Raw genomic sequence first — 25,189 nt, 5'->3', positions numbered from 1 at the left:
CAACACCCCCGGGCCCCGGGCCCCCCCCCGGGGAAGCAAGGGAATGGCGACGAACCGAGCCCAAACGGAAAAGGCCGGGCATCGAGCCCGGCCTTTCCTGACCCATCCCTTTGCGGGAAGGAAATGCTTACTTCAGATAGTTGGTCAGGTTCAGGCCCGAGAGCTGCGCGAAGACCGAGTAGCTCGCCTCGAGCACGCTCTTCTGCTGGGCGAGGTCGATCGCGACCTGGCCGAGATCGGCGTCCTCATTCTCCTGGATCACGTTCTTCAGAACCAGTCCGCGCTCCTCGCCGCGCGAGGCGAGCGTATCGACCTGGTTCTGCTTGCGGCCGTTCTCCGCATTGACGGCGCGCAGATCCCCAAGGCCGGTGTCGATCTGCGACACCGCCTGCTTGATCGAATCGAGCTGGGCGTCGGTGAGCTTGGTGCCGATCGCGCCAGCCGCGCCGAGCGTGCGGAACGCCTCGTAGAGATTGGCGCCGATCTCGCTGGCGCCGACGCCATACTTCACGTCCACGCCGTCTGCGACGCGGGCATTCGCCTTCACAGTGTCGTTGTGGAAGGCACTGGCACCCGGCGTGGCGGCCGCATCGGCCAGCGTGTTCACCGAGAAGGGCGCCTGATCGATCTGGCTGCCGGCGAACAGCGGCGTGCCGCCTTCCGACGCGTTGAGCGAGGTGCGGAACTGATCGAAGGCAGTCTGGATCGCTTCCTGGAGGCCGGCGGAATCGCCGGTGCCGACCGCGTTCATCAGGCTGGAGCGCAGGTCCGAGGTCGCGTCCTCGATGCCTTCCATGTTCGCCTGGTAGAGCGAGAGGGTGGTACCGACGCGCTTCGAGACGGTGGACTGGGCTTCCTGGCGCGCGAGCAGCGTGTGCGCCGACAGGTTGCGCACGGACTCGGTGCCGAGATCGGCGAAGGTCGCGGCCTTCTTGCCGGTCGAAAGCTGGGTCTGAGTCGCTGCGAGCTTCTCCTGCGCGCGCATGATCGCGCTGGACATGGTGCTCTGGAGCGGAATGGTGGCGACGCGGGTCATGGGTCTTCCCTTCTTTCTGGCCCTTAGCGGAGCATGCCGAGGAGCGTGTCGTACATGTCGTTGGCGGTGGTGATCACCCGCGCGGCGGCCGAATAGCTGTTCTGCAGCACGACCATCTGCGAGAGTTCCTCGTCGATGTTGACGCCGGCGAAGCTGTCGCGGCGGTTGATCGCATCGGCACTGCGCGCCGAGGCATCGGCGAGCCGGCCCTGGGCCTGGCTGGCATCGAGGCCGATCCGGCCCATCAGGTTGCTGGCGAAGGCATCGACCGTCGACTTGCCGTCCTTGCCGAGATCGATCGCGCTGCCGAGCTTGTTGACGAACGCGGTCGCGCCGCGCGTGTCGCCCGACCCGAGCGCCTTGGCGCCGACCGCGACATCCTGCAGCTGGGCAAGGCCGAGCTTCTTCGGATCGGCGAGGATCTCGGGGCGCACCTCCGCCATGCCGAGCCCGCTCGATGCCCCGGTGAGGTTCATCATCTGCGAGAAGGAACGGCCGGTGCCGAAGCGATTGGTGGAATCCGCCGGGATCGACAGCGTCGCACCCGCGACGTTCGCCGACGGCTGGAAGCGCATGCGCCCGGCATCGTCGAGCGAGAAGGTGCCGAAATTGGCGAGCGGGCTGGCGTTGAGGTCGTTGACCATGTCGCCGACGGTGCCGCCGGCGGCGGGCGACAGCGTGTAGCTGGTCAAGGCCCGGCCCGAGCTGTCGCGCAGCACGATCTGCGCGGTCTCGCCCGCAGCAAAGCCATGGGGGTCGCCAGTTGCGAGACCCGAGGGGACCAGCGAACTGCTGTCGCTGCGGACGAGGTCGTTGAGACCGAAGAACTGCGAAACGCCCTGCCCGGCGCGCGCGCTGGGCTTGGTCGCGTCCTGGCCGACGGCCACGCCGTTGCCCGCGCCGATGGCGCTGATGCTGAGCGTGCCGTTGACGAAGCTCGCCGTGCCGGCGCCGCCCAGGCCCGCATTGATCGCGTTGACCATGTCGTCGACCGTCGCGGTCGGGCCGAGCGCGTCGAAATCGATCTTGGTGCTGGCGACGAGCGTGCCGTCGGCCTTGGTCACCGCGAAGGTGGCCGCGCCAGTGAAGCCCAGCCGGTCCGCGCCGACCAGGCCGCTGTTGCGGCCGGTGAGGCTGGCGGGCGGCGGCACGGTGCTGTTGGCGTTGGAAACCGCGTTGAGCGCCTGGGACAGGCCGGTGAACAGCGTACCCAGCTGCTCCTGGACCGCGGGCAGCGCGCGATCGCGCAGATCGAGCAGGCCGCCGAGCTTGCCGCCGATCGCGGCGGAATCGATCTTGTCGCCGGTCGCCGCGTCGGGCTGGGCCAGGCGGATCTCGATCGGGGGATAGGTAGCCTGCGAAACCGACCCGCTGCTGGGATAGGAGAGCTGGCGCAGGCGCTTGTCGAGCAGCGTCTGGCCATTGCCGGTCTCGATCGAGACGCGGCCGTCCGGCTGATCGCGGATGGTGACCTGCATCAGCCCGCTCAGCTCCTGGAGCGCGCTCATCCGCTGGTCGGCCGCGCCGCCGGCGCTGCGGCCGAGCCCGGTCGCCTGGGCAATGGTGCCGTTCAGGTCGTGGATGCGCTGGAGCAGCGAATTGATCTTGTCGACCGAATAGCCGACTTCCGACTCCACGTCGGCACGCAGCTGGGACACGTCATTGTCCATCTGCTGCATCGAAGTGATCGCGTCCTGCACGTCATTGGTGAACTGTGCCACCGTCTGCGTGGAGGCGAGCGAGCCCGTCATCGCCACGGCCGAGGCCGAGACGGCGTCGAGGCGCGCCGGGAGGCCCGAAGAAGCCCCCGGCTGCCCGAGCAGCGCCTGCATGCGATCCAGATAGTTGGAGACCACTTCCGAGCGGCCGAGATCGCCCGCCCGAGTATAGACCGTCGCTTCGAGGAAGCGGTCGGCGACGCGGGTGGGCTCGCCCACCACCACGCCGCTGACCTGCCCCGCGACCACGCCCGTGGTGAGGCTGACGCGCTCGCGCGCATAGCCGGCCACTCCGACATTCGCGATGTTGTTGGAAACCGAGCGAAGTCCGGCCTGAGCAGCTGTCAGGCCGGAAATCGCGGTACCGAGAATGTCGTTGAGCGCCATGATCCCCTGCGTTCAGTTAGAGTTTTAGCGCTTCAGGTCGCTGACTTCGCGCAGCATGTCGTCGACCGTCGTGATGATCTTCGACGACGCGCTGTACGCACGCTGGAAGCGGATCATGTTGGTGAACTCGCTGGCGAGATCGACCGTCGATGCTTCGAGCGAGTTCGGCGCGATGGCGCCCGCACCGAGTTCACCCGGCTCGTTCAGCGTGAAGCCGCCCGAGGTACGGCTGGCGGTGTAGGCGTTGCCCGACACGCGGGTGAGGCCATCCGGGTTCTGGAAGGTCGCCAGCGGGAGCTGGAACACCGCACGGGTGGTGCCGTCGTCGAACACCGCGTTGACGACACCGTCCTTGGTGATTTCGATCTGCGACAGATTGCCCAGCGTGCCGCCATCGGTGTTGCCCGAGATCAGCGAGCTCGGCTGGCCGAACTGGGTAAGGCCGTCGATCTTGCCGTCGCTGCCCAGTTCGAGCTTGATCGGCACCGAGGACGCCTGGTTGGCATAGGTGATGTTCAGCGCGCTGTTCAGCCAGCTGCCCGACGGGAGGTCGAGGCTGCCGTCCGGCTTGAAGTTGACGTCGCCGCCGGCGATGAAGCCGTTGGTGCTGGCGACAGGCGGGGTCACGCTGGTGTCCATGACGTCAGCGGCCGGGACGGAATAGACTTCCGCCTTCCACGCATTCGGGCCGGTCTTGATGAAGGCCATGTTCAGCGTGTGCGAACCGCCCTGCTGGTCATAGACAGTGAACGAGCGCTGGAACTGGTTCTCGGTCTTCGGCGTGTAGGTGTTGTCGGCCGCATACTTCGCCAGGTCGCCGGTGGCGTAGGTGGCAGCAGCGGGCGAAACCTCGGTCGCGGTGTTGAGGTTGATACGCGCCTGGATGCGCGACGTCGCCGCCGCGGTGCCGGTCAGGTCGCTGACGCGGATCGCTTCCAGGTCGTCGATATTGCCGGTGTTGTTGTACTTGCCCTCGGCATCGAGGCGATAGCCGTACAGGTACAGGCCGGTCGCCGGGTTCTTCAGGAAGCCTTCCTCATCGGCGCGGAACGAGCCGGCGCGGGTGAAGGCGACCTCGCCCTGGCCGCCCGAGGCGGTGCGGGTGACGAAGAAACCCTTGCCGTCGATGGCAATGTCGGTGCTGCTGCTCGAAGCCTGCATCATGCCCTGCTTCGAGATCATCGCGGTCGGCGCGGCGACGACGCCGCCAGCCGAATAGCTCGAACGGGCACGGCCGTCCGTGACCATCGTCTTGAACTGGGCTTCGACGCCCTTGTAGCCGATGGTGTTGATGTTGGTGATGTTGTCGGCAACCGCTGCCATCGCGCTGGACTGCGCGTTGAGACCGGAAACGCCGGCATAGAGAGCGGAATAGAGGCTCAAGACGAATACTCCCTCGATGCCCGCGAAACGCGCACGGGCCCACGCCCCAATTGTAGGATGAGCGCGGCGCTGACCCCAACAAAGGCGCAAATAAGATTCGATGGGCAAAAATTGCCGGGTGCGCGCACGCTACCCCGCAAACACATCCTATAATGCAGCCAAACGAACGAAAGGCTGTTTCCCAATGCTTCGCATCACGCTTCGCGATGGCGAGAAGGCAATCGTCAACGGCGCGGTGATCCGTGCGGTGGGCCGCACCCAGATCGCCGTGGAGAACAAGGTGTCCATCCTGCGCGGGCGCGAGATCATGCGCCCCGAGGAAGCGACCACCCCGGCGCGCCAGCTCTATTTCGCCGCCATGCTCGCCTATATCGACCCGGCCAGCCGTGACAGCCACCACGACGCCGTGGTCGGCCTGGTCGGCGCGCTGATCGCCGTGCTCGGCACGCAGGACGCCAAGTCGGCCTGCATCCGCTTCGCCAGCGAGATCGCCCAGGGCGAATATTACAAGGCACTGGCCACCGCGCGCGACGTGATTGCGTTCGAGGACGCCGTCATCGCCCAGCAGGCCGCCTGAGGCTATAAGGTGCAGACGCTCGCCAGCGCAGCCCGTGCGATCCGGGACATGATGCCCGATCGCCGCTTCGGCCGCGTCGTCGCGGTTCGCGGCGCGCTGATCGAAGTGGAAGGGCTCGCCGGCGCCGCGCAGATCGGCAGCCGGATCGAGATCACCGCGCCCAACGGCATCGTCCAGGCGGAAGTGACCGCGCTCGACCGCGAAGTCGCCTTGTGCCTGCCGTTCGTCGACCCGCAGGGCGTGGGCCTGGGCGCGCGCGCCGAGCTCGGCGCCGGCCAGTTCAGCGTCCGCCCCTCCCAGGCCTGGCTCGGCCGAATGATCAACGGGCTCGGCCAGCCGGTGGACGGGCTCGGCTCGCTCCCCAATGGCGCCGACCCGCAGCCGATCAAGGCGCCGCCGCCCGCCGCCGCCAACCGCGCCCGCGTGGCCGAGCGGATCGAGACGGGCGTGCGCACGCTCGACCTGTTCGTGCCTTTGTGCCGCGGCCAGCGCCTCGGCCTGTTCGCCGGCTCGGGCGTCGGCAAGTCGGTGCTGCTGTCGATGCTGGCGCGCTGGACCCAGTGCGACGTGGCGGTGATCGGCCTGATCGGCGAGCGCGGCCGCGAAGTGCAGGAATTCATCGAGGACGATCTCGGGCCGGAGGGCATGGCCCGCTCGGTCGTCGTCGTCGCGACTTCGGACGAGCCGGCGCTGATGCGCCGCCAGGCCGCCTGGACCACCCTCGCCGTCGCCGAGCATTTCCGCGACCAGGGCCTCAACGTGCTGTGCCTGATGGACTCGGTCACCCGCTTCGCCATGGCGCAGCGCGAGATCGGCCTCGCCAGTGGCGAGCCGCCGGCGACCAAGGGCTATACCCCCACCGTCTTCGCCGAGCTCCCCCGCCTGCTCGAGCGCGCCGGCCCCGGCGAGCCGGGCAAGGGCATGATCACCGGCCTGTTCACCGTGCTCGTCGATGGCGACGACCATAATGAGCCGGTCGCCGACGCGGTGCGCGGCATCCTCGACGGCCATGTCGTGATGCACCGCGCCATCGCCGAGCGCGGCCGCTATCCGGCGATCGACATCCTCAAGTCGGTCTCGCGCACGCTGCCGCACTGCATGAACGACGAGCAGAACGACATCCGCGTCGGCGCCCGCAAGCTGCTCTCCACCTATACCGACATGGAAGAGATGGTGCGGCTGGGCGCGTACAAGGCCGGTTCCTCGCCCGAGGTCGACCGCGCCGTCGCGCTGGCACCCGAGATCGAGAAGATGCTCAACCAGGGCAAGAACGACCAGGGCAATGCCGACGCCGCCTTCGCCGCGCTCGGCGAGATCGTCGCGCTCAGCATGGAGATGATGGAGCAATGACTCCGTTCGACACCGCCCTGAGGGTCCAGCGCCGCGAAGTCGATGCCGTGAAGGTGTCGATCAGCGTCGAGATCGAGACGATCACCACGCTCAACAGCCAGGCGCATGCCCATGACCTGCGCATGCGCGAGGAGCGTGCGCTCGCCGCCATCGTGCCGATCGCCAGCGATGCATGGCGGCTGCGGATGAAGGCCGAGCGCGCCCGGCTCGACCACCAGGCGCAGCTCGCCAATGTGCGGCTGACCTCGCTACGCGCCCAGGCCGTCGAGGCCTATGGCACGATGCGCGCGATCGAAGGCGCCGCAGGCCGCTTCAAGGACGAGGCCGAGCGCGTCGCCGCCGGTGCCGAACAGTCGATGATCGACGATATCGCCGCCGCCAAGCTGGTGATCGCCCGCCGCAATGCGGAACGCAGCGCATGATCCCGCGCGCAGATCTTGCCTCGCTGAGCCCGGCCAACCGCGCCAAGGTGATCTACAGCGAGGCCCAGACCGAGCTTGCCAGCCGGTTGTGGAAGGCCGCGCTCGGCGATGGCGACAAGGACGACCGCAAGGGCAATGGCATCGGCCAGAACGGCCTTTCCGGCGATTCGCTGCTCGAGCTGCTCGGCAAGCAGAACGGAGTGCAGGCCGGCGCCGCACAGGGCTGCCACTGCGCCTGTGCCTGCTCCTGCCACCAGAAGCCCGCCGCCAGCGCGAGCTTCGCCAATGACTGCGTCGAGGACCTGCGCGGCGCGATCGGCGATGCCGCCGAGCAGAGCAGCCGCAAGATGGCCGCGATGATGAGCACCGGCGCGACCGTATCGGTTGCCAACGGCGCCGTGGTTTCCGGCCTCGCGCTCGGCGCCAATACCCGCTTCGCCCCGGCCCTCGCCATGGCCGAGGCGCGCACCGGCATTCCCGCGACCGCGCTTGCCGCGATCGTCGACGCCGAGGCGGCCAAGGGGCATGACGGTGTCTGGAACACCATGTCGCGCAATCCGCGTTCCAGCGCGGCGGGGCTTGGCCAGTTCCTCAGCGGTACCTGGGAGCAACTCGCCGAGACTTCGGGCACCTGGCTGAACCAGGTCGCATCACAGAATGGCTGGCTCGACGGGCGCGGCCAGGTGCAGCCCGGCGCGCGCAGCGAGCTGCTGGCGCTCCGTTATGACGGCCAGGCATCGATCCTGGGCGTCGCCGATCTCGCCAAGATGAACCTCACCCGGCTCGAACAATCGGGCATCCGCGTCAACACCGATGCCGAGACCCTGGCCAAGTCGGCCTATCTCTCGCACCATCTCGGGCTGGGCGATGCGAAGAAGTTCCTCGCCGGCGGCATCGAGGCCGGACGCGCCCGCATGCTGCTTGCCGCCCAGATCGGCGGCGGCGCGGCCGATCAGCGAATCGCCGCGGCAGGCAATGCCACCCAGGCACATCGCCAATGGCTGCTCGGATTCATCGATCGTCGAATCCGTCCGGAACAATTCGCCGGCTAAATTATTTTTTATCCTATAATGCTGGCAGCGGCGCCTTTCAGGCGCCGATATCCCCATAAAAATACATATTTACCGTGTTTTACCATGTTGAGGGTTCCGTAGGGGAAACCTCCTGATTGGTAGGACTACATATAGGAATTTAAGGGTTCTGTTAAAGGATTAGAAGCCATGTTGCCCCTGTGAACGGCAGCCGAGACCCGGCTGGCCTGGACAAAACAGGGGATACGCAATGTCGAAGATCACGATCGCGCTGGAAGCAGCCGTCGCCACCGTCATCGAGAATACGCCGCAAGACGGCGCCGCTCGTAGCAACCGCCAGCGCGTCTATGTCGACCGTGCCTTCGCCCAGATCCTCAAGCTGATCGCCCCGCGCATCCGCCACTTCGTCCGCCAGTACGGCCTGACCGCACACTGGGAAGATGCCGAGCAGTGCTGCGCCATCGCCGTGCACCGCGCCATCGAAGCCTATGACCCCGCCAAGGCGCAGTTCACCACCTTCGTGAACTGGCAGATCCGCGGCGAGCTGCAGAGCCTGCGCTTCCGCCTGATGACCGATCAGCGTCCGTCGGCGAAGAAGGTCGAGGCCACCACCGTTTCGCTCAGCGCCCTCGCCACCTCGATCGATGGCGACGAGATCTCGCCCGAGGCGATGATCGAGGACGAAGAAGCCGTGTTCCGCACCGAAGCCGCCGCTTCCGACTATCTCGCCGAAGGCGCCGTCTCGCAGCTCATCGACGCCTATGTCGACCAGCTCCGCAAGGTTGGTGTCGAGGCACTCCGCCGCCGCCCCCGCCCGAAGCGCGCCGAAGCCGCCCTGCGCCGCGCCGAAGGTCCGCGCCTGCGCTCGGCCACCTATGGCATCGACCCCGCCGAGCTGGAGAAGCTGGAAGCCAAGCTGGCCCGCGACCGCGAGATCGTCGAGCGCCGCGTGTTCCAGACCGCCACCCTCGACGATCTGTCGCTCGAGACCGGCGTGACCAAGGAGCGCGTCCGCCAGATCACCAAGCGCGCCGCCAAGGCGATCGCCGAGATCGCCGCCAAGGATCCGCGCTTCGCCGTGATGGCCGAATATGGCCAGCCGGGCACCCCGAAGCGCCGCCCGGCCCCGGCCGCGCGCACCACGCCGCTGCTGCCCGACACGAACCTGCCGCACAACCGCCTGGCGAGCGTCCGCGCCGTCGACCCGACGACGCTGTCGCCGGTGCTCAGCACCCCGGCCGTCCAGCAGGTCGAGCGCGCCGAGACGGCCCAGCTTGCCGCCCCGGCCCCGTCGAGCGCTTCGCTCCACTGATCGCATCGGAACGCCCCGCGCGCGCCTAGCCATCCTATAATGCTCACAAGAGGCATGGAGGACCCGATGCATCGCAATCTCGACTGGACCGGCAAGGAGGAGTCGCACGGCTCGCTGCCGCGCCCCAATCGCCGCCTGACCGCGCTCGCCCAGGATGTAGCGCGACTGGCCCAGCCGCTGCTGCCCACCGGCAGCGACCTGTTCCTTGGCCTGGAGGCCACTGCCGACGGCCAGATCCACCTGGTCTGGTGGCGCCAGCACGACTTCAAGCGCGTCGCTACCATCTCGGCGTCTCCGGACGCCTTCTGCCCCGAGGACAGCGACGAAGGCGCGCTGCAGGACGCAGCGGCGGCGCTGCTCGATTATCTCGCCGGCCGCTGGCCGACCCCGCCGGGCGCGCTCGGCGTGATCACCGACGGCGTGGGCGTGGCCTTTGCACCCGACCACCCCTCGCCTTCCGCGGACAGCTGGCTGCTGCGCCACGCCACCGGGGAAAGCACGCTGGCGATGATCCTGGATCTCGACGCTGCCGGCCCCTGCGGACTGTTGATCGGCGGACAATCCACAGGTTCATTCCACTAACGGAATGGCGTTTACCTTGTATTATCCTTGAATTGCTTCAAGATACCTTCAGATTCGAGGGGATCATTGATGGCAGGCGCGAACGGCAAGGGTAAGATGCGGGTGGGATCCGCGGGCGAGCCCCTGATCGATTACTATCGTGCAATCGTTTTCCCGAACCGGGTACGTGAGCAGCGCCAGCGCCATGGCTTTGCGAAGCTCCTGCGCCTTTCTGCAAATATTCCCGCAATACCCTATATTCGTCTTTCGAAGATCGAGCGCGGTGAAGTCGTGGCCCGGCCGGACGAGCTGCGCCGCATCGCCGCCGCTCTTGGCATCGCGCCGACGGAGCTGCTGCTCGATATCGACGCGAAGGATTTCGACATCGCTGCCTGGGCCGCGCCGTTCGGCGACGGGGCTCAGCTCGACCTGGAAGAGGAGCGGTTCGCGGTGCTGCTCGGGGCTGCGCTGCGTGCCCGTCGCACGCTGGATCCCGCGCTGACCATTGCCGTGATCGAGCGCGATTTCGCGCTGCCTCCGGTCAACCTCTCCCGCGTGGAAAATGCCCAGAAGCCGTTCGGCCGCTGGAACGCGGCCATCCACAACGCCTTGTTCGCCCTGTTCGGCGTAACCGACGAAGCAGCCCTGCGCGCGGAAGTCGAGCAGCGCCATGCGATGGGCGCGCTGGATGCATTCCTGGCCACCATCGCCAATCCCGAGACGCGCATCGCCCGCACCCGCGAGCGCATTGCCGAACTGACCATGGCGCTGAACGCGGAGCCGCCGGCGGAGCCCGCGCCCGCCGTGGCACTGCCGCTGGCAGGGCCAGTCGGCGCCGTCCGGCTGCTGCCCGTCTTCGGCGTGCCGCTGCCCCAGGGGCTGATCGGCGACCAGCCGACCGGCGAGACGGTCGAGGCCCCGCACATCGCCGGCGTGCGTGCCTTCGGCATCAAGGTATGCCGCGCGACGCTGGGCGGCGGCCTGCCCGCCCAGGCGACCGTGGTCGCCGATCCCGATCGCCTGCCGCTTCCCGGTGGCCTTGCGGCGCTGCGCGAAGGCGAAGGCTGGCGCCTGCTCTCGGTCGCTTCCGGCCGCGACGGACGGATGATCGGCTACAGCGTCAATCCGGACATGGAAGTGCCGCTCGACGATTGCGATCCGTCGAGCCTGGCCGCGATCGTCTCCGCCGTCTTCCTCTGACCGCCCCGTATTGCTAGGGCGCTGCCCATGGGGATCATTGTCGCGATCGAAGGCGCCGACGGCGTCGGCAAGAACACCACGTCCAGGCTGCTCTGCGAGACGCTGCAGGCCGCCGGCAAGACAGCGACGGTGATCGGCTTCCCGCGCTATGGCGAGACCGTGGCCGGGGTGACGATCGGCCGCTATCTGGCCGGCGACATGCCGGTGCCGGTGAGCCCGCATGCCGCCGCGACACTCTATGCGCTCGACCGCTTCGAGTGGCGGGACGAGATCCTCAAGGCCGTCGCAGCACATGACGTGCTGATCTTCGATCGCTATGTCGCCTCGAACATGGCCTATCAGGGCGCGCGCGTGCCTGCCGGGGAGAGCCGGGCGCTGATGGAGTGGATCCTGGCGCTGGAGACCGGCCAGTTCGCCCTGCCCGTCCCCGCGCTATCCATCTATCTCAACACGCCCTGGGACCTGGCGCGTGCGCTGATCCTGCAAAAGGCCGAGCGCAGCTATACCGACAAGAGCTTCGACGCCTATGAGGCGGACGTGGCGCTGCAGCAGCGCGTGCGCGCCAATTACGAGTCGATCGTCGAGGCCGGGCTGCTCGGCCCGTGGCACATGGTGCACGCCAGCACCGACGGCACGATGCGCCCGCCCGCCGAAATCGTCGGCGAGATCATTTCCCTGCTGGAAGCGGTTCCGGAATAAGCCCGAAAGCAGTGCGACCGGCTTGACAGCTCCCCCCGCGGCGCCGCATGGTAGCGCTATCAAAAGCAATATCGGGGTGAGAGGATCTTGAACGCGTCTCCGGCGGAAATGCTGCCTGTCGATCATGCCCAGGCGATTCTGGTTGGCCGAATCCTTACCGAGGCCGGCCCTAGCCCCGTGATCCTGCGCGGCGGGCGTATCTATGACGTCTCGGCCACTGCCGCGACCGTGGCGGACCTGCTCGACCTGGCCGATCCCGCGAACGCCGCCGGCACCGATATCGGCGCCGCGGCCGACATTGGTAGCGATACCGGCCCCAAGCTGCTCGCCCCGATCGACCTGCAATGCGTCAAGGCATGCGGCGTGACCTTCGCCCTCTCGGCGATCGAGCGGGTGATCGAGGAGCGCGCGCGTGGCGATGCCGACAAGGCGAACGAGATCCGCGGCGACCTGGAAGCCAAGGTCGGGTCGGGCATCCGCTCGGTCGTGCCGGGCACATCGGAAGCCGCCAACCTCAAGGCCGCGCTGATCGAGGCCGGCATGTGGTCGCAGTATCTCGAGGTCGCGATCGGACCCGATGCCGAGGTGTTCACCAAGGCGCCGGTGCTCTCGGCAGTCGGCTGGGGCGCCGATATCGGCGTGCGCTCGGACAGCGACTGGAACAACCCGGAGCCCGAAGTCGTCCTGATCGTCGACAAGACCGGCACGCCGCGCGGCGCGACGCTGGGCAACGACGTCAATCTGCGCGACTTCGAGGGGCGCAGCGCGCTGCTGCTCGGCAAGGCCAAGGACAATAACGCCTCGACCGCGCTGGGGCCGTTCATCCGCCTGTTCGACGCAGCCTTCACGATGGACGATGTCCGCTCGGCCGAAGTCGATCTCGTCATCGACGGGCCCGAGGGCTATCGGCTCGAGGGCACCAACAAGATGAGCCAGATCAGCCGCGATCCGACCGACCTGGTCCGCCAGACGCTGAGCGAGCACCAGTATCCGGACGGCTTCGCGCTGTTCCTCGGCACCCTGTTCGCGCCGATCCAGGACCGCGACCATCCCGGCCGCGGCTTCACCCACAAGGACGGTGACGTGGTGCGCATCTCGAGCCCCAAGCTCGGCGCGCTGGTCAACCGCGTGACGACGTCCAAGGCCGCCGCGCCCTGGACCTTCGGCATCCGCGAGCTGATCCGCAACCTGGCGGGCCGCGGCCTGCTGTGAGCGCCACGCGCGGCCCTAGTCATTGCATTTCCAAGGTATTCCATTCCCATGTCTGAAGCCGATCCCGCCAATACCGTGCTGACGCGCGACCAGCGCGCCATCTATCCGAGCCTGAAGGGCAAGCGGGTGCTGATCACCGGCGGCGGATCGGGCATCGGCGCCGGGCTGGTCGAAGGGTTCGTCCGCCAGGGCGCCGACGTCACCTTCTTCGACATCGCCGACGCGGACTCGCAGGCGCTGGTCGGGAACCTCTCCGGGCTCGGCAAGGCGCCGACCTACGAGAATGTCGACCTGACCGACATCAAGGGCGCCAAGGCGACCATCGCCCGGCTGATCGAGGAGCATGGCGCCTTCGACGTGCTGATCAACAACGCCGCCAATGACGACCGCCACACCATCGAGGAAGTGACGGAAGACTATTGGGAGAACCGGCTCAACGTGAACCTGCGCCACCTGTTCTTCTGCGCCCAGGCGGTGATCCCGGGGATGAAGGCCAAGGGCGGCGGCGTCATCATCAACATGGGCTCGATCTCCTGGCACCTCGCGCTGGAGGGGCTGATCCTCTACCAGACCGCCAAGGCCGGCATCGAGGGCCTGACCCGCAGCCTGGCGCGCGACCTGGGGCCGGACAATATCCGCTCGGTCTGCATCGTGCCGGGCAATGTGAAGACCCCGCGCCAGATGAAATGGTACACGCCCGAGGGCGAGGCCGAGATCGTCAACGCCCAGTGCCTCAAGGGCCGGCTGGTGCCCGACGACATCGCCGCGATGGCACTGTTCCTCGCCTCGGATGACGCGCGGCTGATCACCAGCCACGAGTTCTTCGTCGACGCGGGCTGGCGCTGAGCCATGGGCGTGGTGACGTCGGCGCCGCAGAGCGTCTGGTCGCTCGCCGCTCCCCTGCTCGAAGGGCCGGTCTGGGTGGCGCGCGACGCCGCCCTGTGGTTCGTCGACATCAAAGGCCACAAGATCCACCGCTATGACCCGGAGACGGGCGACAAGCGGAGCTGGGATGCCCCCGACCAGGTCGGATTCGTGCTGCCGGCCGCGCGCGGCGGGTTCGTTGCCGGGCTGAAGACCGGGCTTGCCCATTTCGATCCCGAGACCGGCGCCTTCACGCAACTGGTTGATCCCGAGCCGGAAAAGCCCGGCAACCGGCTGAACGACGCCACCGTCTGCCCCGATGGCCGGCTGTGGTTCGGCACGATGGACGACGCCGAGGCGGCGGACAGCGGCGCGGTCTACCGGCTGGCGGCGGACGGCGGCTGCGTGGCCTCGACGCCCTTCTGCTCGATCACCAACGGGCCGGCGATCAGCCCCGATGGCAGGACGCTCTACCATATCGACACGCTGGGCGGCCTGATCTTCGCCTGCGACCTGGCGCCGGACGGCAGCCTGTCCAACCGGCGGGAATTCGCCCGCATTCCCAATGACCAGGGCTATCCCGACGGGCCGACCGTGGATGCCGAGGGCTGCCTGTGGGTGGGCCTCTACAAGGGCTCGGCGGTGCGGCGCTATTCGCCGGCCGGCGAGCTGCTGGAAACCGTGGAATTTCCGGTGGATGCGATCACCAAGATCGCCTTTGGCGGGCCCGATTTGAAGACTGTGTTCGCCACCACCGCCAACAAGCACCTGACGCCCGAGGAGAAGGCCGCGAACCCGAGTTCGGGAGACCTTTTCTGCTTCCGGGTATCGGTGCCGGGGGTGGCGGGGACGCTGGTTCGGGAAGGCGTCTGAACTGTACGCCGAAGGTGGCTAAGGTTGCGCGGGTCAGGGCCTCGGCTATATAGTCAATATTATTGACTATCCATGTTTCATACTATATCTCCATCGTCATTCCCGCGAAGGCGGGAATCCATTCGCGCTGCTGGCGCGGCTCCTCCGGGAGGCCAGCCAGAATGGATCCCCGCCTTCGCGGGGATGACGGATTTGGAGATTCACCCGTGACCGATTCTACCCCCCTGCTCGAAGTCGCGATGCCGGCGCTGTTGCGGCATGCGCGGCATACCTATGGCGCGGCGATGCGGGCGGCGCTGGCCGCGCGCGGCTATGACGATATTCCGGCCAATGGCCTGTATGTGATCGGCGCGCTGGCGCTGGGCGAGGCACCGCTGAGCCAGATCATCCGCGAGCTGCGCGTTTCCAAGCAGGCGGCCGGGCAGCTGGTCGACGCGCTGGTGCTGCGCGGCTATCTGGAGCGGCAGGTGGACGCGCAGGACCGGCGGCGCCTGACCGTGACGCTGACCGAGCGCGGCAGCGCGGCGGCGGATACCCAGCGCGAAGCGCGCGAGGAGATCGATGCCAAGCTGCTGGCATGCATGGGCGAGGAGAAGGTGCTGCATGCGCGCGAGGTGCTGGCGGCGCTGATCGGGATCGGGCGCGAGGACGGCGAATAGGGCTGCCGTTCCCGACCAGTGCTTCCTGTTCCCCGGCGGAGGCCGGGGCCCAGTTGCCATGTCGGTCGTTAGGTTCCCGCGCTCTCGATAGTGCGCCGAAACTGGGCCCCGGCCTTCGCCGGGGTACCGTACCCACATGGGGCGGCATCGCGTTGCGCTGTGGACGCTTGAGCCGCGGATGTTCGCACTGGGCCCGGTGGCGCCGTGGTTCCGCAAGCGGGTGGCCGCGCGTGACGCCGGTGGCCGACCTCTCCGTGCGGAGCGATGAAAGCGGTTCCGGCGCGGGCGGAAACAGCGCGCATCAGCTTCGGCGTATGGTGCGGATGTTCCTCCTCCTCGTCACCCCGGATCAAGGCCGGGTGACGCGGGTGCCCACAACATGGCTTACCGCCCGTTAACCATCCCCTGCCATGCAAGGCGCGCAAACGTTTATGGGGATGGACGTGCAGCAACTATCGGGATTCTGGATCGGCAGCGATCTGGACGAGACGGCATTCGGGAATTTTGCCGAGGACATGGTGACGCGCGAGGACTTGGGCAGGCTGCCCAATGTCCTGCTGCTCGCCGAACGCCATGCGGGCTTCTGGGAGACCGAGCGCGGCCAGCTGGTGCTGGTCGGCATGCTGGGGATGCTGGTCGATTCCCTGGAGACCGGGGATGCAAGCGAAGCGCTGGGCGCGATCAGTGCCTGCCCGCCGCGGCTGGCGCAGCAGGCGCTCGACCTTCTGATCGCGGCGCTGCCCGAAGGCGCGCTCGATGTGCCGCAGGAAATGGACGATGCCATGCTGTTCTGTACGGCAATGCTGGCAGGCGCCAGCGGCCAGCGGGCCGCCGCCGCCGCCTTGCTCGAACAGGGGCGGCCGGGGCGCGTGGAAGCGGCCTATGGGCCGCCTGCAGCGATGATCGCAGAGGCCTATGCGCCCGCGCCGGAAAAGGCCGAGGCGTTCAAGCCGAAGCTGATCATCTGGGACCTGGACGATACGCTGTGGCACGGCACGCTGGCGGACGGCGACGCGCCGGTGCTGATCGAGAAGCGGGCGGAGTTCGTCCGGGCGTTCAACCGGCACGGCGTGGTCTCGGCGATCTGCTCGAAGAACGAATTCGCCAAGGCCCGGGCCGAGCTGGAGCGCTTCGGGCTGTGGGAGGAATTCGTCTTCCCGCGCATCGCCTTCGTGCCCAAGGGCGCGGTGATCCGGCGGATGATCGCGGACATGCAGCTGCGGCCCGAGAATGTGCTGTTCGTCGACGACAACCCGCACAATCTCCACGAAGTCGCCGATGCGGTGCCGGGGATCAGGGTTGTGGATGCGACCTCGGGCGCATGCGATGTGCTGCTGGAGGAGCTGCTGGCGGGCCAGGCGCATGTCGCGAAGAGCCGGGTGGCGGACTATCGCCTGTTTGAGACCAGGGTGGCCGAACGCGAAGGCGAGCAGATGAGCGACGAGGAATTCCTGCTCAAGAGCGGGATCTGCGCGACCTTCACCGACCGGATGGACAACCTCGAATTCGCCGAGCGGATCGAGGAGCTGATCAATCGCTCCAACCAGCTCAACTATACCCAGAGCCGGATCGCGCCGGGCACGATCCGCGACAAGATCCAGGACATCGACCATTACGAAGTGCTCTGCGCCTTCGTGTGGGACAAATACGGCTATTACGGGCTGGTCGGCGTGGCGGTGTATGCCTTCCGGACGAAAACGCTCGAGCATTTCGCCTTTTCGTGCCGGATCATGCACATGGGCGTGGAGGACGCGATGATCCGGATGCTCGCCGAGCGCGGCTATCCGCTGCAGGCGAGCCCGGCGTTCCGCAAGCCGCTGCCGGCCCAGTCGTCGCGGGCGATCACCACCCTCTCCTATTCGGATGCCGAGGTGCGCGCGCGCGTGCTGGCCGAGGAAGCGCCGCGCGACTGGAGCAAGGTCGACCTGCGGATCATGGCGGATTGCCAGTCGGGCGCCTTCTACCATTACAGCCGGCACCAGGCGGTGACCGATTTCGACAACAACCCGCGGCTGTTCAGCCTGCCCCAGATGAAGACCGGGGCCTATCTGGAGCAGCATTTCCCGCGCCACCTCGTCTATGCGGCGGCGAGCGATTACATCGACTGGCGCTGGGAAGCCTATTCGCGCGAGATCGATTACGCGCTGTTCCTCGACTGCGCCGACCGCTTCGTCGAGATGGCCGTGACCGGCGGGCACAGGGTGCTGCTGTTCCTGCCGCCCGAGGGGCTGGCCCTCAAGATGTACGAGCTGCACAAAGGCTGCGTGCCCGAGCGCAGCCGGGTGTGGCACCCGGTGCTCAACCATTACTGGCGCGGCGTGGCGGCGCGGCATCCGGGCGTGTTCACGCTGGTCGAGCTGGGGGACGAACTCGCCGCCGACGAGCTGGTCCATGCGCATCATTATGTGCCGTCGGCGCTGCAGCGGATCAGCGGGATGATCGACGACTGGTATGAGGCTGTGACGGCGCAGGTGGCGCTGGGGGTGGCGGCGTAAAGCTCCCCTCCCTGCAAGGGAGGGGCTGGGGGTGGGTGGATGGCCGCGATAAGGCAGGGCCAGTCCAGAACTTCTCCGTATCGCCAGGACGCGACCCACCCCTCGATCCCCTCCCTTCCAGGGAGGGGAAGACACTAGTGATTGTGCCGCGGCACCTTCTCGCTGGTGCGGCGGTACTTGAGCGCGAATTCGAGCGCGGCGCCGTCGCCGAGCTGGCCGGTCTTTTCGCGGTAGAGCTCTTCCCAGGGGGTGTTGCTCTCCGGGATCGGCGGGGCCGGCTCGGTCTTGCGGCGGGCGATCTCTTCCGCGTCGACCAGCGCGTCGCAGGTGCCGGCGTTGAGATCGACGCGGATGATATCGCCCGAGCGCAGCCAGGACAGGCCACCACCCGCCGCGCTCTCGGGCGAGGCGTTGAGGATCGAGGGGCTGTCCGAGGTGCCCGACTGGCGGCCGTCGCCGAGCGTCGGGAGCGACATGATGCCCTTCTGGATCAGGTGATCGGGCGGCTGCATGTTGACGACTTCCGCCGAGCCGGGCCAGCCGAGCGGGCCGGCGCCGCGGATGACGAGGATGCAGTTCTCGTCGATGTTCAGCGCCGGATCGTTGATGTTGTGGTGATAATCGTCCGAGCCGTCGAACACGATCGCGCGGCCCTCGAACACGCCTTCATGGCCGGGGCGCGAGAGATAGCGGGCGCGGAAATCCTCGCCGATCACGCTGGTCTTCATGATCGCGATGTCGAAGAGGTTGCCGGACAGGACGAGGAAGCCGGCCTTCTCCTTGAGCGGCTTGTCCCAGTCGAAGATCACTTCGCGATCGGAGACATGGCTGTCGGCGATGTTCTCGGCCAGCGTCTTGCCGGTGCAGGTGAGCACCGAGCCGTCGAGCGCACCGTTCGCGAGCATTTCGGTGAGCACGGCGGGGATGCCGCCGGCGCGGTGGAAACGCTCGGACAGGAACTGGCCGGCGGGCTGCATGTTGACCACCAAAGGCAGGTCATAGCCCTGGCGCCAGTCGTCCGGGGTGATCTCGATCCCGGCATGCGCGGCCATCGCGACAAGGTGCGGCTGGGCGTTGGTCGAGCCGCCGATCGCAGTGAGCAGCTTGATCGCGTTGAGGAAGCTCGCCTTGGTCAGGATCTTCGACGGGCGGAGATCGTCATAGGCCATCTCGACGATGCGCTTGCCGGTCTCGTATGCCATCTGGCCGCGTTCGCGGTAGGGCGCCGGGATCATCGCGCAGCCGGGGAGCGACATGCCGAGGCCCTCGGCGATGCTGTTCATCGTCGAGGCGGTGCCCATCGTGTTGCAATGGCCGGACGAAGGGGCGCTTTCCATCGCGCGCTTGAGGAACTCGGCCTCGTCGATCTCGCCGGCGGCCATCTTGCGGCGCGAGCGCCAGATAACGGTGCCCGAGCCGACCAGCTCGCCTTCGTGCCAGCCGTCAAGCATCGGGCCGCCCGAGAGGACGATCGCCGGGATGTCGACGGTGGAGGCGGCCATCAGCGACGAGGGCGTGGTCTTGTCGCAGCCGGTGGTGAGGATGACGGCGTCGATCGGATAGCCGTTGAGGATCTCGACCAGGCCGAGATAGGCGAGATTGCGATCGAGCGCAGCCGTAGGCCGGCGGCAATTCTCGAAGATCGGGTGAAGCGGGAACTCCATCGGAATGCCGCCTGCTGCCAGGATGCCGGCGCGGGCGCGCTTGACCGTCTCGAGATGGATGCGGTTGCACGGGGCGATGTCGCTGCCGGACTGCGCAATGCCGATGATCGGCTTGCCCGAGGTCAGTTCCTCCGGGGTGATGCCGTAGTTCATGAAGCGCTCGAGATAGAGCGCCGCCATGTCGGCGCGGCCGGGCGCGGCGAACCATTCGCGCGAGCGGAACGGACGGACGGGGGTGCGGGTGGTCATAACTTCCTCTTGTGTGCAGAGGGGCGCAAGCCCTGCGGCCCGCGCCCCTCCCCTGTACTCAATCGACGTGAAGGGCCGGGATCAGCCCTCCATCGCCTCCAGTTCCTTGCCCTTGGTCTCGTGGATGAACTTCTGGACCAGGAAGAAGCTGATCACCGCGCAGACCGCGTAGAAGGTGTAGGCGCCGGTGAGGCTCCACTTCGCCATGCTCGGGAAGGTCTGGGCGATGACATAGTTGGCGCCCCACTGCGCGAAGCCGCAGACCGCCAGCGCCGAGCCGCGGATCTGGTTGGGGAACATCTCGCCGAGCATCACCCACATCACCGGGCCCCAGCTGACGTTGAAGAAGATCACGTAGAGATTGGCGGCGACGACGGCGACCATGCCGAGCTGCGGCGTGAGCACCAGCTTGCCTGCCGGATCGAGCGTGCCCTGGCTGAAGGCATAGACCATCACGAACAGGGTGACAGCCATGCCGGCCGAGCCGATCAGCAGCAGCGGCTTGCGGCCGATCTTGTCGATCACCGCGATCGTCACGAAGCAGGCGGCGATCGAGACCGCACCCGAGACGATGTTGATCAGCAGCGCGTCATTCTCGGTGAAGCCGGCGAGCTGCCACAGGGTGGCGCCGTAATAGAAGATCACGTTGATGCCGACGAGCTGCTGGAACACCGCGAGCAGCAGGCCCGCCCAGACGATCGCGCGGATGCCGAGGAAGCCGTTCGGCGCGAAGATGTCGGCCAGACGCGGGCGATGGTCGGTCGAGAAGCTCGCCTGGATCTCGGCGAGCTTGAGGCCGCCTTCGGTGGCGCCGAACAGGCTGGTGAGCACCTTCAGCGCTTCGGGGTTGCGCTTCTTGGCGACGAGGTAGCGCGGGCTCTCCGGGATGAAGAACAAGGCGACGAGGAACACGCCGGCCGGGATCGCCTGCATCAGGTACATCCAGCGCCAGGCCTCGATCCCGCCGAGATGGCCGAGCGAGCTCCCGGCGGCCTGGGCGAGGTAGTAATTGACCACGAAGGCGGCGGTGAGGCCGGTGATGATCATGATCTGCTGGACCGTCGTCATCCGGCCGCGGATGTTCGCGGGGGCGACCTCGGAGATATAGGCCGGCGACAGCACCGACGCGGCGCCGACGGCGATGCCGCCGATGATGCGGGCGATGACGAAAATGGTGTGATCGTGCGCGAAGCCCTGGACGAGCGCGCCGCCGAGGAAGAGGAGCGCGGCGAGGCGCATGACGTTGCGGCGGCCCATCGCGTCGGCAAGGGTGCCGGCGAAGAAGGCGCCGAACACGCAGCCGATCAGCAGCGAGCCGACAGTGAAGCCGAGGCCGGCTTCGTCGAGCGTGAAGGCATGCTTGAGGCCTTCCTGCGTGCCGTTCACCGCGCCGCTGTCATATCCGAAAAGAAGGCCGCCGATCGTCGCCACCGCGACGATGGCGCCGATCAGGCCGATATTGGCCTTCTGCGCCGTATCATTCATCTGGTTCGTTCCCCTCCACATGCCCCGATCGGGCAATTGTTAGCGGTAACGGTGGCTCGATCCGGCGGGAAAAGCAAGGGCGTTCCGCGCGGCCGGGCGACTCCGTCCAGCGTTGTCATGCTGGACCTGTTTGGGCTGGAGGCCAAGCGTTTCCGCTCCCCTCCCTGGAAGGGAGGGGTTGGGGGTGGGTAGTGTCAGGGCGATATGGTGAGGCGAGGGTTGAACCAGCAATATCGCCAGGCTTCCACCCACCCCTAGCCCCTCCCTTCCAGGGAGGGGGATTTTCAGCGCTTTACCGTCTTGCCCGTCGCCGGCTTGCCCGCGCCCGGGGGCGGGCCGCAGGATTCGCGCTGGATCAGCTCGAAATCGAGGACCTGCTCTTCCAGCTTGTCGTTGGTGCCGGCGCGGTGGGCGCGGAGGCGGGCGAGGAGCAGGGTCAGCGCGCTCTCGGCCATGGCGGCGATCGGCTGGCGGACCGTGGTGAGCTCCGGCCACATGGTGGTGGCGAGCGCGGTATCGTCGAAGCCGACGATGCTGATGTCCTGCGGCACGTGCAGCCCGCGACGATGCGCGACGCCGACGGCGGCAGCGGCCATGTCGTCGTTCGAAGCGAAGATCGCGGTCGGCGGGTTCTTGCGATCGAGCAGCCGCTCGGCGGCGACGATGCCCGAGCGGAAAGTGAAATAGCCCTGCTCGACCGGCATCGCCTTGACGTCGAGCCCGGCGGCCTCGATCGCCTCGACAAAGCCGCGATGGCGCTCGGCCGACGAAGTCTGGTTCGGGTTGCCGCGGATGAAGCCGATATTGCGATGGCCCATGTCGAGCAGATGCTTCGTCATCGCGGACGCGGCTGCGGCATCGTCGATGCGGACGTTGAGGCTGCGCTCGGGCGGCAAGCCCATCGCGACCGACACCCAGGGGATGCCCGCGGTCTCGAGCTCGGCGCGGACCGGCGCGGCCTCGGACAGCGGCGGCGGCAGGATCACGCCCTCCACACTGGTCGCGGCGAACTGGCGCGTGGCCTCGGCCTGCTCGTCCGCGCGCTCGCCTTCACAGGCCTCGAGGACGAGGTGGCAGCCGGCCCGCCTAGCCGCGGCGAGCGCGCCGATCAGGAACTGCGAGAGATAGGCCGCCGACGGGTTCGAATAGAGCAGGCCGATCTGGGTCGCCTCGCCCGCCGCCAGGCTACGCGCGGCACTGTTCGGCGAATAGTTCAGCTTGGCGATCGCCTCGAGAACCGCGTGGCGGGTTGTTTCCCTAACATTGGAACCACCATTGACCACACGCGATACCGTCATCGCGGACACGCCCGCTTCACGCGCGACGTCCTGGACGGTGACCGTGCCACGGCTTCTACGGCTGGGTCTGCTCATCGTTACGGGGATATGCTGCGGTTTCCCTAAATGCAATCGGCGTGAAATCGGTTCGAATGCCCCGGTTGACCGCTCCGGATTTACGCTGATAGTGATAGCGCTACCATAACGCAGACAAGATCGGCGCCCGAGCGCCGCACCACAGAGGGAGAGGTTCGTTGCGCAATTTCCGCCGCATCGCCGCGCTTGCCATCGCCGCCACGGCATTGACGCCTGTTGTTGCTCCGGTCGCGCATGCGCAGACCGCTAAGGCAGATCGGCCGCTCTACAAGGACGCCAGCCAGACGGTGGAAGCACGCGTCGACGACCTGCTCGCGCGGATGACGCTGGAGGAGAAGGTCGCGCAGCTCGTCGCGATCTGGCTCAAGAAGGACGCGATCCAGACCCCCTCGGGCGAGTTCGATCCGGCCAAGGCGAGCGTGTCCTTCCCCAATGGCCTGGGCATGATCTCGCGCCCGTCCGACCGCAAGGGCGTGGCCGCGGGCACCACCAATGCCGGCGCCGACGCGACCGCCAACCGCAACGCGGTGGACACCGCGACCTATATCAACGCCGCGCAGAAATGGTCGATGGAGAAGACCCGGCTCGGCATCCCGATGATCATGCACGAGGAAGCGCTGCACGGGCTGGTGGCACCGGGCGCGACGAGCTTCCCGCAGTCGATCGGCCTCGCCTCGACCTGGAATCCGGGCCTACTCGAGAAGGTGTTCAGCGTCGCCGCCGCCGAAGCGCGGGCGCGCGGCGCCAATCTGGTGCTGGCGCCGGTGGTCGACGTCGCGCGCGATCCGCGCTGGGGCCGCATCGAGGAGACCTATGGCGAGGATCCGTACCTCGTCTCCGAGATGGGGCTGGCGGCGATCCGCGGCTTCCAGGGCACCACCCTGCCCCTCGCCAAGGACAAGGTGTTTGTCACGCTCAAGCACATGACCGGGCACGGCCAGCCCGAGAGCGGCACCAATATCGGCCCGGCCTCGCTCGGCGAGCGGACGCTGCGCGAGGACTTCTTCCCGCCCTTCGAAAAGGCGGTGACCCAGCTGCCGGTGCGCGCGGTGATGGCGAGCTATAACGAGATCGACGGCATTCCGAGCCATGCCAACAAATGGCTGCTGAACGACGTGCTGCGCGGCGAATGGGGCTTCAAGGGCGCGGTGGTCAGCGACTATTTCGCGATCCGCGAGCTGGTGACCCGCCACCACATGTACAAGGACGTCAAGGACGCCGGCGCGCGCGCGCTCGATGCGGGCGTGGATGTCGAGACGCCGGACGGCGAAGGCTTCAACTTCCTGATCCAGCTGGTTCGCGAGGGCAAGGTTAGCACGGGCCAGATCGACAATGCGGTGCGCCGCGTGCTCGAAATGAAGTTCGAAGGCGGGCTGTTCGAGAACCCCTATGCCGATGTGAAGCTGGCCGAGAAGCGCACCAACACGCCCGAGGCGATCGCGCTGGCCCGCCAGGCAGCGCGGGAAAGCGTGGTGCTGCTCAAGAATTCGAACGGGCTGCTGCCGCTCGACGCCACCGGAATCAAGCGGATGGCGGTGATCGGCACGCACGCCAGGGACACCCCGATCGGCGGCTATTCGGACACCCCCAACCATGTCGTCTCGCTGCTCGAAGCGATGCAGGCCGAGGGCAAGGGCAAGTTCGCGGTCGACTATTCGGAAGGGGTGCGGCTGACCGAAGGGCGCGTCTGGGCGCAGGACAAGGTCACGCTGACCGACGCGGCGACCAACGACAAGCTGCGCGCCGATGCGGTGGCGGCGGCGAAGAACGCCGATGTCGTGGTGATGGTGCTGGGCGGCAACGAGGCACTGAGCCGCGAAGCCTGGGCCGACGACCATCTGGGCGACAGCGACAATCTCGAGCTGCCGGGGCCGCAGAACGAGCTGGCCAAGGAAATCATCGCGCTGGGCAAGCCGGTGGTGGTGATCCTGCTCAACGGCCGTCCCTATGCGGTCAACTATCTCGCCGAGAAGGCGCCGGCGCTGATCGAGGGCTGGTATCTGGGCGAGCAGACCGGCAATGCCCTTGCGGACGTGCTGTTCGGCCGGTTCAACCCGGGCGGCAAGCTGCCCGTGTCGATCGCGCGCAATGTCGGCCAGCTGCCCAACTACTACAACAAGAAGCCGAGCGCCCGCCGCGGCTATCTGTTCGGCGATACCAGCCCGCTCTACCCGTTCGGCTATGGCCTTTCCTATTCGACCTTCTCGGTCGGGGCGCCGGTGCTGGGGTCGGGCACAATCGGGATCGCCGACAATGTGAAGGTGAGCGTCGACGTGACCAACACCGGCAAGCGCGCCGGGGACGAAGTCGTCCAGCTCTATGTGCGCGACGACGAGGCGAGCGTGACGCGGCCGACGATCGAGCTCAAGCGCTTCCAGCGGGTGACGCTGCAGCCGGGCGAGAAGAAGACGGTGAGCTTCGAGCTTACCCCGGCGGACCTGTCGCTTTGGAACGTGCAGATGAAGCGGGTGGTGGAGCCGGGGACGTTCACGATCTCGGCCGGGCCGAACTCGGTGGATTTGAAGAGCACGACGCTGACGGTTCGGTGACCGCGCTTCCCCTCCCTGGAAGGGAGGGGATCGAGGGGTGGGGGTTGGGCGGGCGGTTAGGGCAACAACCACCCGGCGTCACCGTATAGG

At 67.3% G+C, this 25,189-nt stretch carries 20 protein-coding genes; 14 read left to right on the top strand and 6 right to left on the bottom strand.

Annotated features, from left to right (window positions below; translation table 11 throughout):
• Nucleotides 1-127: 127 nt before the first annotated feature.
• The 3 genes from AAHM44_RS21460 to AAHM44_RS21450 are packed head-to-tail and all read right to left on the bottom strand — an operon-like array spanning nucleotide 128 to nucleotide 4,524.
• The gene (locus tag AAHM44_RS21460) at nucleotides 128-1,036 is read right to left on the bottom strand and encodes a flagellin N-terminal helical domain-containing protein (RefSeq protein WP_269576154.1); all 909 of its coding nucleotides are present in this window, start codon (nucleotides 1,034-1,036) and stop codon (nucleotides 128-130) included.
• Nucleotides 1,037-1,059: 23 nt separating this feature from the next.
• Nucleotides 1,060-3,141, bottom strand: a complete 2,082-nt coding sequence (locus tag AAHM44_RS21455) for a flagellar hook-associated protein FlgK (protein WP_342251263.1) — start codon at nucleotides 3,139-3,141, stop codon at nucleotides 1,060-1,062.
• A 24-nt stretch (nucleotides 3,142-3,165) separates the two neighbouring features.
• Nucleotides 3,166-4,524, bottom strand: a complete 1,359-nt coding sequence (locus AAHM44_RS21450) for a flagellar hook protein FlgE (protein WP_269576156.1) — start codon at nucleotides 4,522-4,524, stop codon at nucleotides 3,166-3,168.
• A 184-nt stretch (nucleotides 4,525-4,708) separates the two neighbouring features.
• Between AAHM44_RS21450 and AAHM44_RS21445 the strand changes: the two genes are divergently transcribed.
• From AAHM44_RS21445 to AAHM44_RS21385, 13 genes are all read left to right on the top strand, one after another.
• Entirely contained in the window at nucleotides 4,709-5,101 is a 393-nt protein-coding gene (locus AAHM44_RS21445) for a flagellar biosynthesis repressor FlbT (protein WP_269576157.1), read from the top strand.
• Between the two features lie 9 nt (nucleotides 5,102-5,110).
• Nucleotides 5,111-6,451, top strand: a complete 1,341-nt coding sequence (gene fliI / locus AAHM44_RS21440) for a flagellar protein export ATPase FliI (protein WP_342251262.1) — start codon at nucleotides 5,111-5,113, stop codon at nucleotides 6,449-6,451.
• Complete coding sequence (locus tag AAHM44_RS21435) at nucleotides 6,448-6,873, top strand: hypothetical protein (RefSeq protein WP_184168660.1); 426 nt, start codon at nucleotides 6,448-6,450, stop codon at nucleotides 6,871-6,873. Before fliI ends, AAHM44_RS21435 begins: the two co-directional genes overlap by 4 nt.
• Nucleotides 6,870-7,925: a peptidoglycan-binding protein gene (locus AAHM44_RS21430; protein ID WP_342251261.1), complete on the top strand. Its 1,056-nt coding sequence runs from the start codon at nucleotides 6,870-6,872 to the stop codon at nucleotides 7,923-7,925. Before AAHM44_RS21435 ends, AAHM44_RS21430 begins: the two co-directional genes overlap by 4 nt.
• 229 nt (nucleotides 7,926-8,154) lie before the next feature.
• Nucleotides 8,155-9,216, top strand: a complete 1,062-nt coding sequence (locus tag AAHM44_RS21425; RefSeq protein WP_269576160.1) for a sigma factor-like helix-turn-helix DNA-binding protein — start codon at nucleotides 8,155-8,157, stop codon at nucleotides 9,214-9,216.
• Nucleotides 9,217-9,282: 66 nt separating this feature from the next.
• Nucleotides 9,283-9,798: a hypothetical protein gene (locus AAHM44_RS21420; RefSeq protein ID WP_269576161.1), complete on the top strand. Its 516-nt coding sequence runs from the start codon at nucleotides 9,283-9,285 to the stop codon at nucleotides 9,796-9,798.
• 69 nt (nucleotides 9,799-9,867) lie between these two features.
• Nucleotides 9,868-10,977 carry a helix-turn-helix domain-containing protein gene (locus AAHM44_RS21415; protein ID WP_342251260.1) on the top strand — a complete coding sequence of 370 codons (1,110 nt, stop codon included), beginning with the start codon at nucleotides 9,868-9,870 and terminating at the stop codon, nucleotides 10,975-10,977.
• A 27-nt stretch (nucleotides 10,978-11,004) separates the two neighbouring features.
• On the top strand, nucleotides 11,005-11,676 hold the full coding sequence (locus tag AAHM44_RS21410; RefSeq protein WP_342251259.1) for a dTMP kinase: 672 nt from the start codon (nucleotides 11,005-11,007) through the stop codon (nucleotides 11,674-11,676).
• Between the two features lie 108 nt (nucleotides 11,677-11,784).
• On the top strand, nucleotides 11,785-12,888 hold the full coding sequence (locus AAHM44_RS21405) for a fumarylacetoacetate hydrolase family protein (RefSeq protein ID WP_342251258.1): 1,104 nt from the start codon (nucleotides 11,785-11,787) through the stop codon (nucleotides 12,886-12,888).
• Between the two features lie 48 nt (nucleotides 12,889-12,936).
• The gene (locus AAHM44_RS21400) at nucleotides 12,937-13,734 is read left to right on the top strand and encodes an SDR family NAD(P)-dependent oxidoreductase (protein ID WP_184168666.1); all 798 of its coding nucleotides are present in this window, start codon (nucleotides 12,937-12,939) and stop codon (nucleotides 13,732-13,734) included.
• A gap of 3 nt (nucleotides 13,735-13,737) precedes the next feature.
• On the top strand, nucleotides 13,738-14,625 hold the full coding sequence (locus AAHM44_RS21395; RefSeq protein ID WP_342251257.1) for an SMP-30/gluconolactonase/LRE family protein: 888 nt from the start codon (nucleotides 13,738-13,740) through the stop codon (nucleotides 14,623-14,625).
• Nucleotides 14,626-14,831: 206 nt separating this feature from the next.
• A complete protein-coding gene (locus AAHM44_RS21390; protein WP_269576165.1) occupies nucleotides 14,832-15,284 on the top strand; it encodes a MarR family winged helix-turn-helix transcriptional regulator in 453 nt (150 codons plus the stop codon).
• Nucleotides 15,285-15,727: 443 nt separating this feature from the next.
• A complete protein-coding gene (locus AAHM44_RS21385; protein WP_342251256.1) occupies nucleotides 15,728-17,779 on the top strand; it encodes a hypothetical protein in 2,052 nt (683 codons plus the stop codon).
• Between the two features lie 134 nt (nucleotides 17,780-17,913).
• Here the strand turns inward: AAHM44_RS21385 and AAHM44_RS21380 are convergent, their stop codons facing one another.
• The 3 genes from AAHM44_RS21380 to AAHM44_RS21370 all read right to left on the bottom strand — a co-directional run bounded on the left by AAHM44_RS21380 (nucleotide 17,914) and on the right by AAHM44_RS21370 (nucleotide 22,550).
• Nucleotides 17,914-19,692 (bottom strand): IlvD/Edd family dehydratase, encoded by a 1,779-nt coding sequence (locus tag AAHM44_RS21380; RefSeq protein ID WP_342251255.1) that lies wholly within the window; start codon nucleotides 19,690-19,692, stop codon nucleotides 17,914-17,916.
• Nucleotides 19,693-19,773: 81 nt separating this feature from the next.
• Nucleotides 19,774-21,177, bottom strand: coding sequence for a sugar porter family MFS transporter (locus tag AAHM44_RS21375; protein WP_342251254.1), 1,404 nt, complete (start codon nucleotides 21,175-21,177; stop codon nucleotides 19,774-19,776).
• A gap of 284 nt (nucleotides 21,178-21,461) precedes the next feature.
• Nucleotides 21,462-22,550, bottom strand: coding sequence for a LacI family DNA-binding transcriptional regulator (locus tag AAHM44_RS21370; RefSeq protein ID WP_342251253.1), 1,089 nt, complete (start codon nucleotides 22,548-22,550; stop codon nucleotides 21,462-21,464).
• Between the two features lie 158 nt (nucleotides 22,551-22,708).
• Here AAHM44_RS21370 and AAHM44_RS21365 point away from each other — a divergent pair, with 158 nt between their 5' ends.
• Nucleotides 22,709-25,099: a glycoside hydrolase family 3 N-terminal domain-containing protein gene (locus AAHM44_RS21365; protein ID WP_342251252.1), complete on the top strand. Its 2,391-nt coding sequence runs from the start codon at nucleotides 22,709-22,711 to the stop codon at nucleotides 25,097-25,099.
• Nucleotides 25,100-25,189 lie beyond the last annotated feature (90 nt).

Origin of the sequence: Sphingomonas sp. OTU376 (assembly GCF_038440415.1) — a bacterium.
In the GTDB taxonomy this organism is placed as follows: Bacteria; Pseudomonadota; Alphaproteobacteria; order Sphingomonadales; family Sphingomonadaceae; genus Sphingomonas; species Sphingomonas kyeonggiensis_A.
The sequence above is the reverse complement of the archived record's forward strand: the minus strand, read 5'-3'. Positions and strand labels throughout refer to the sequence as shown.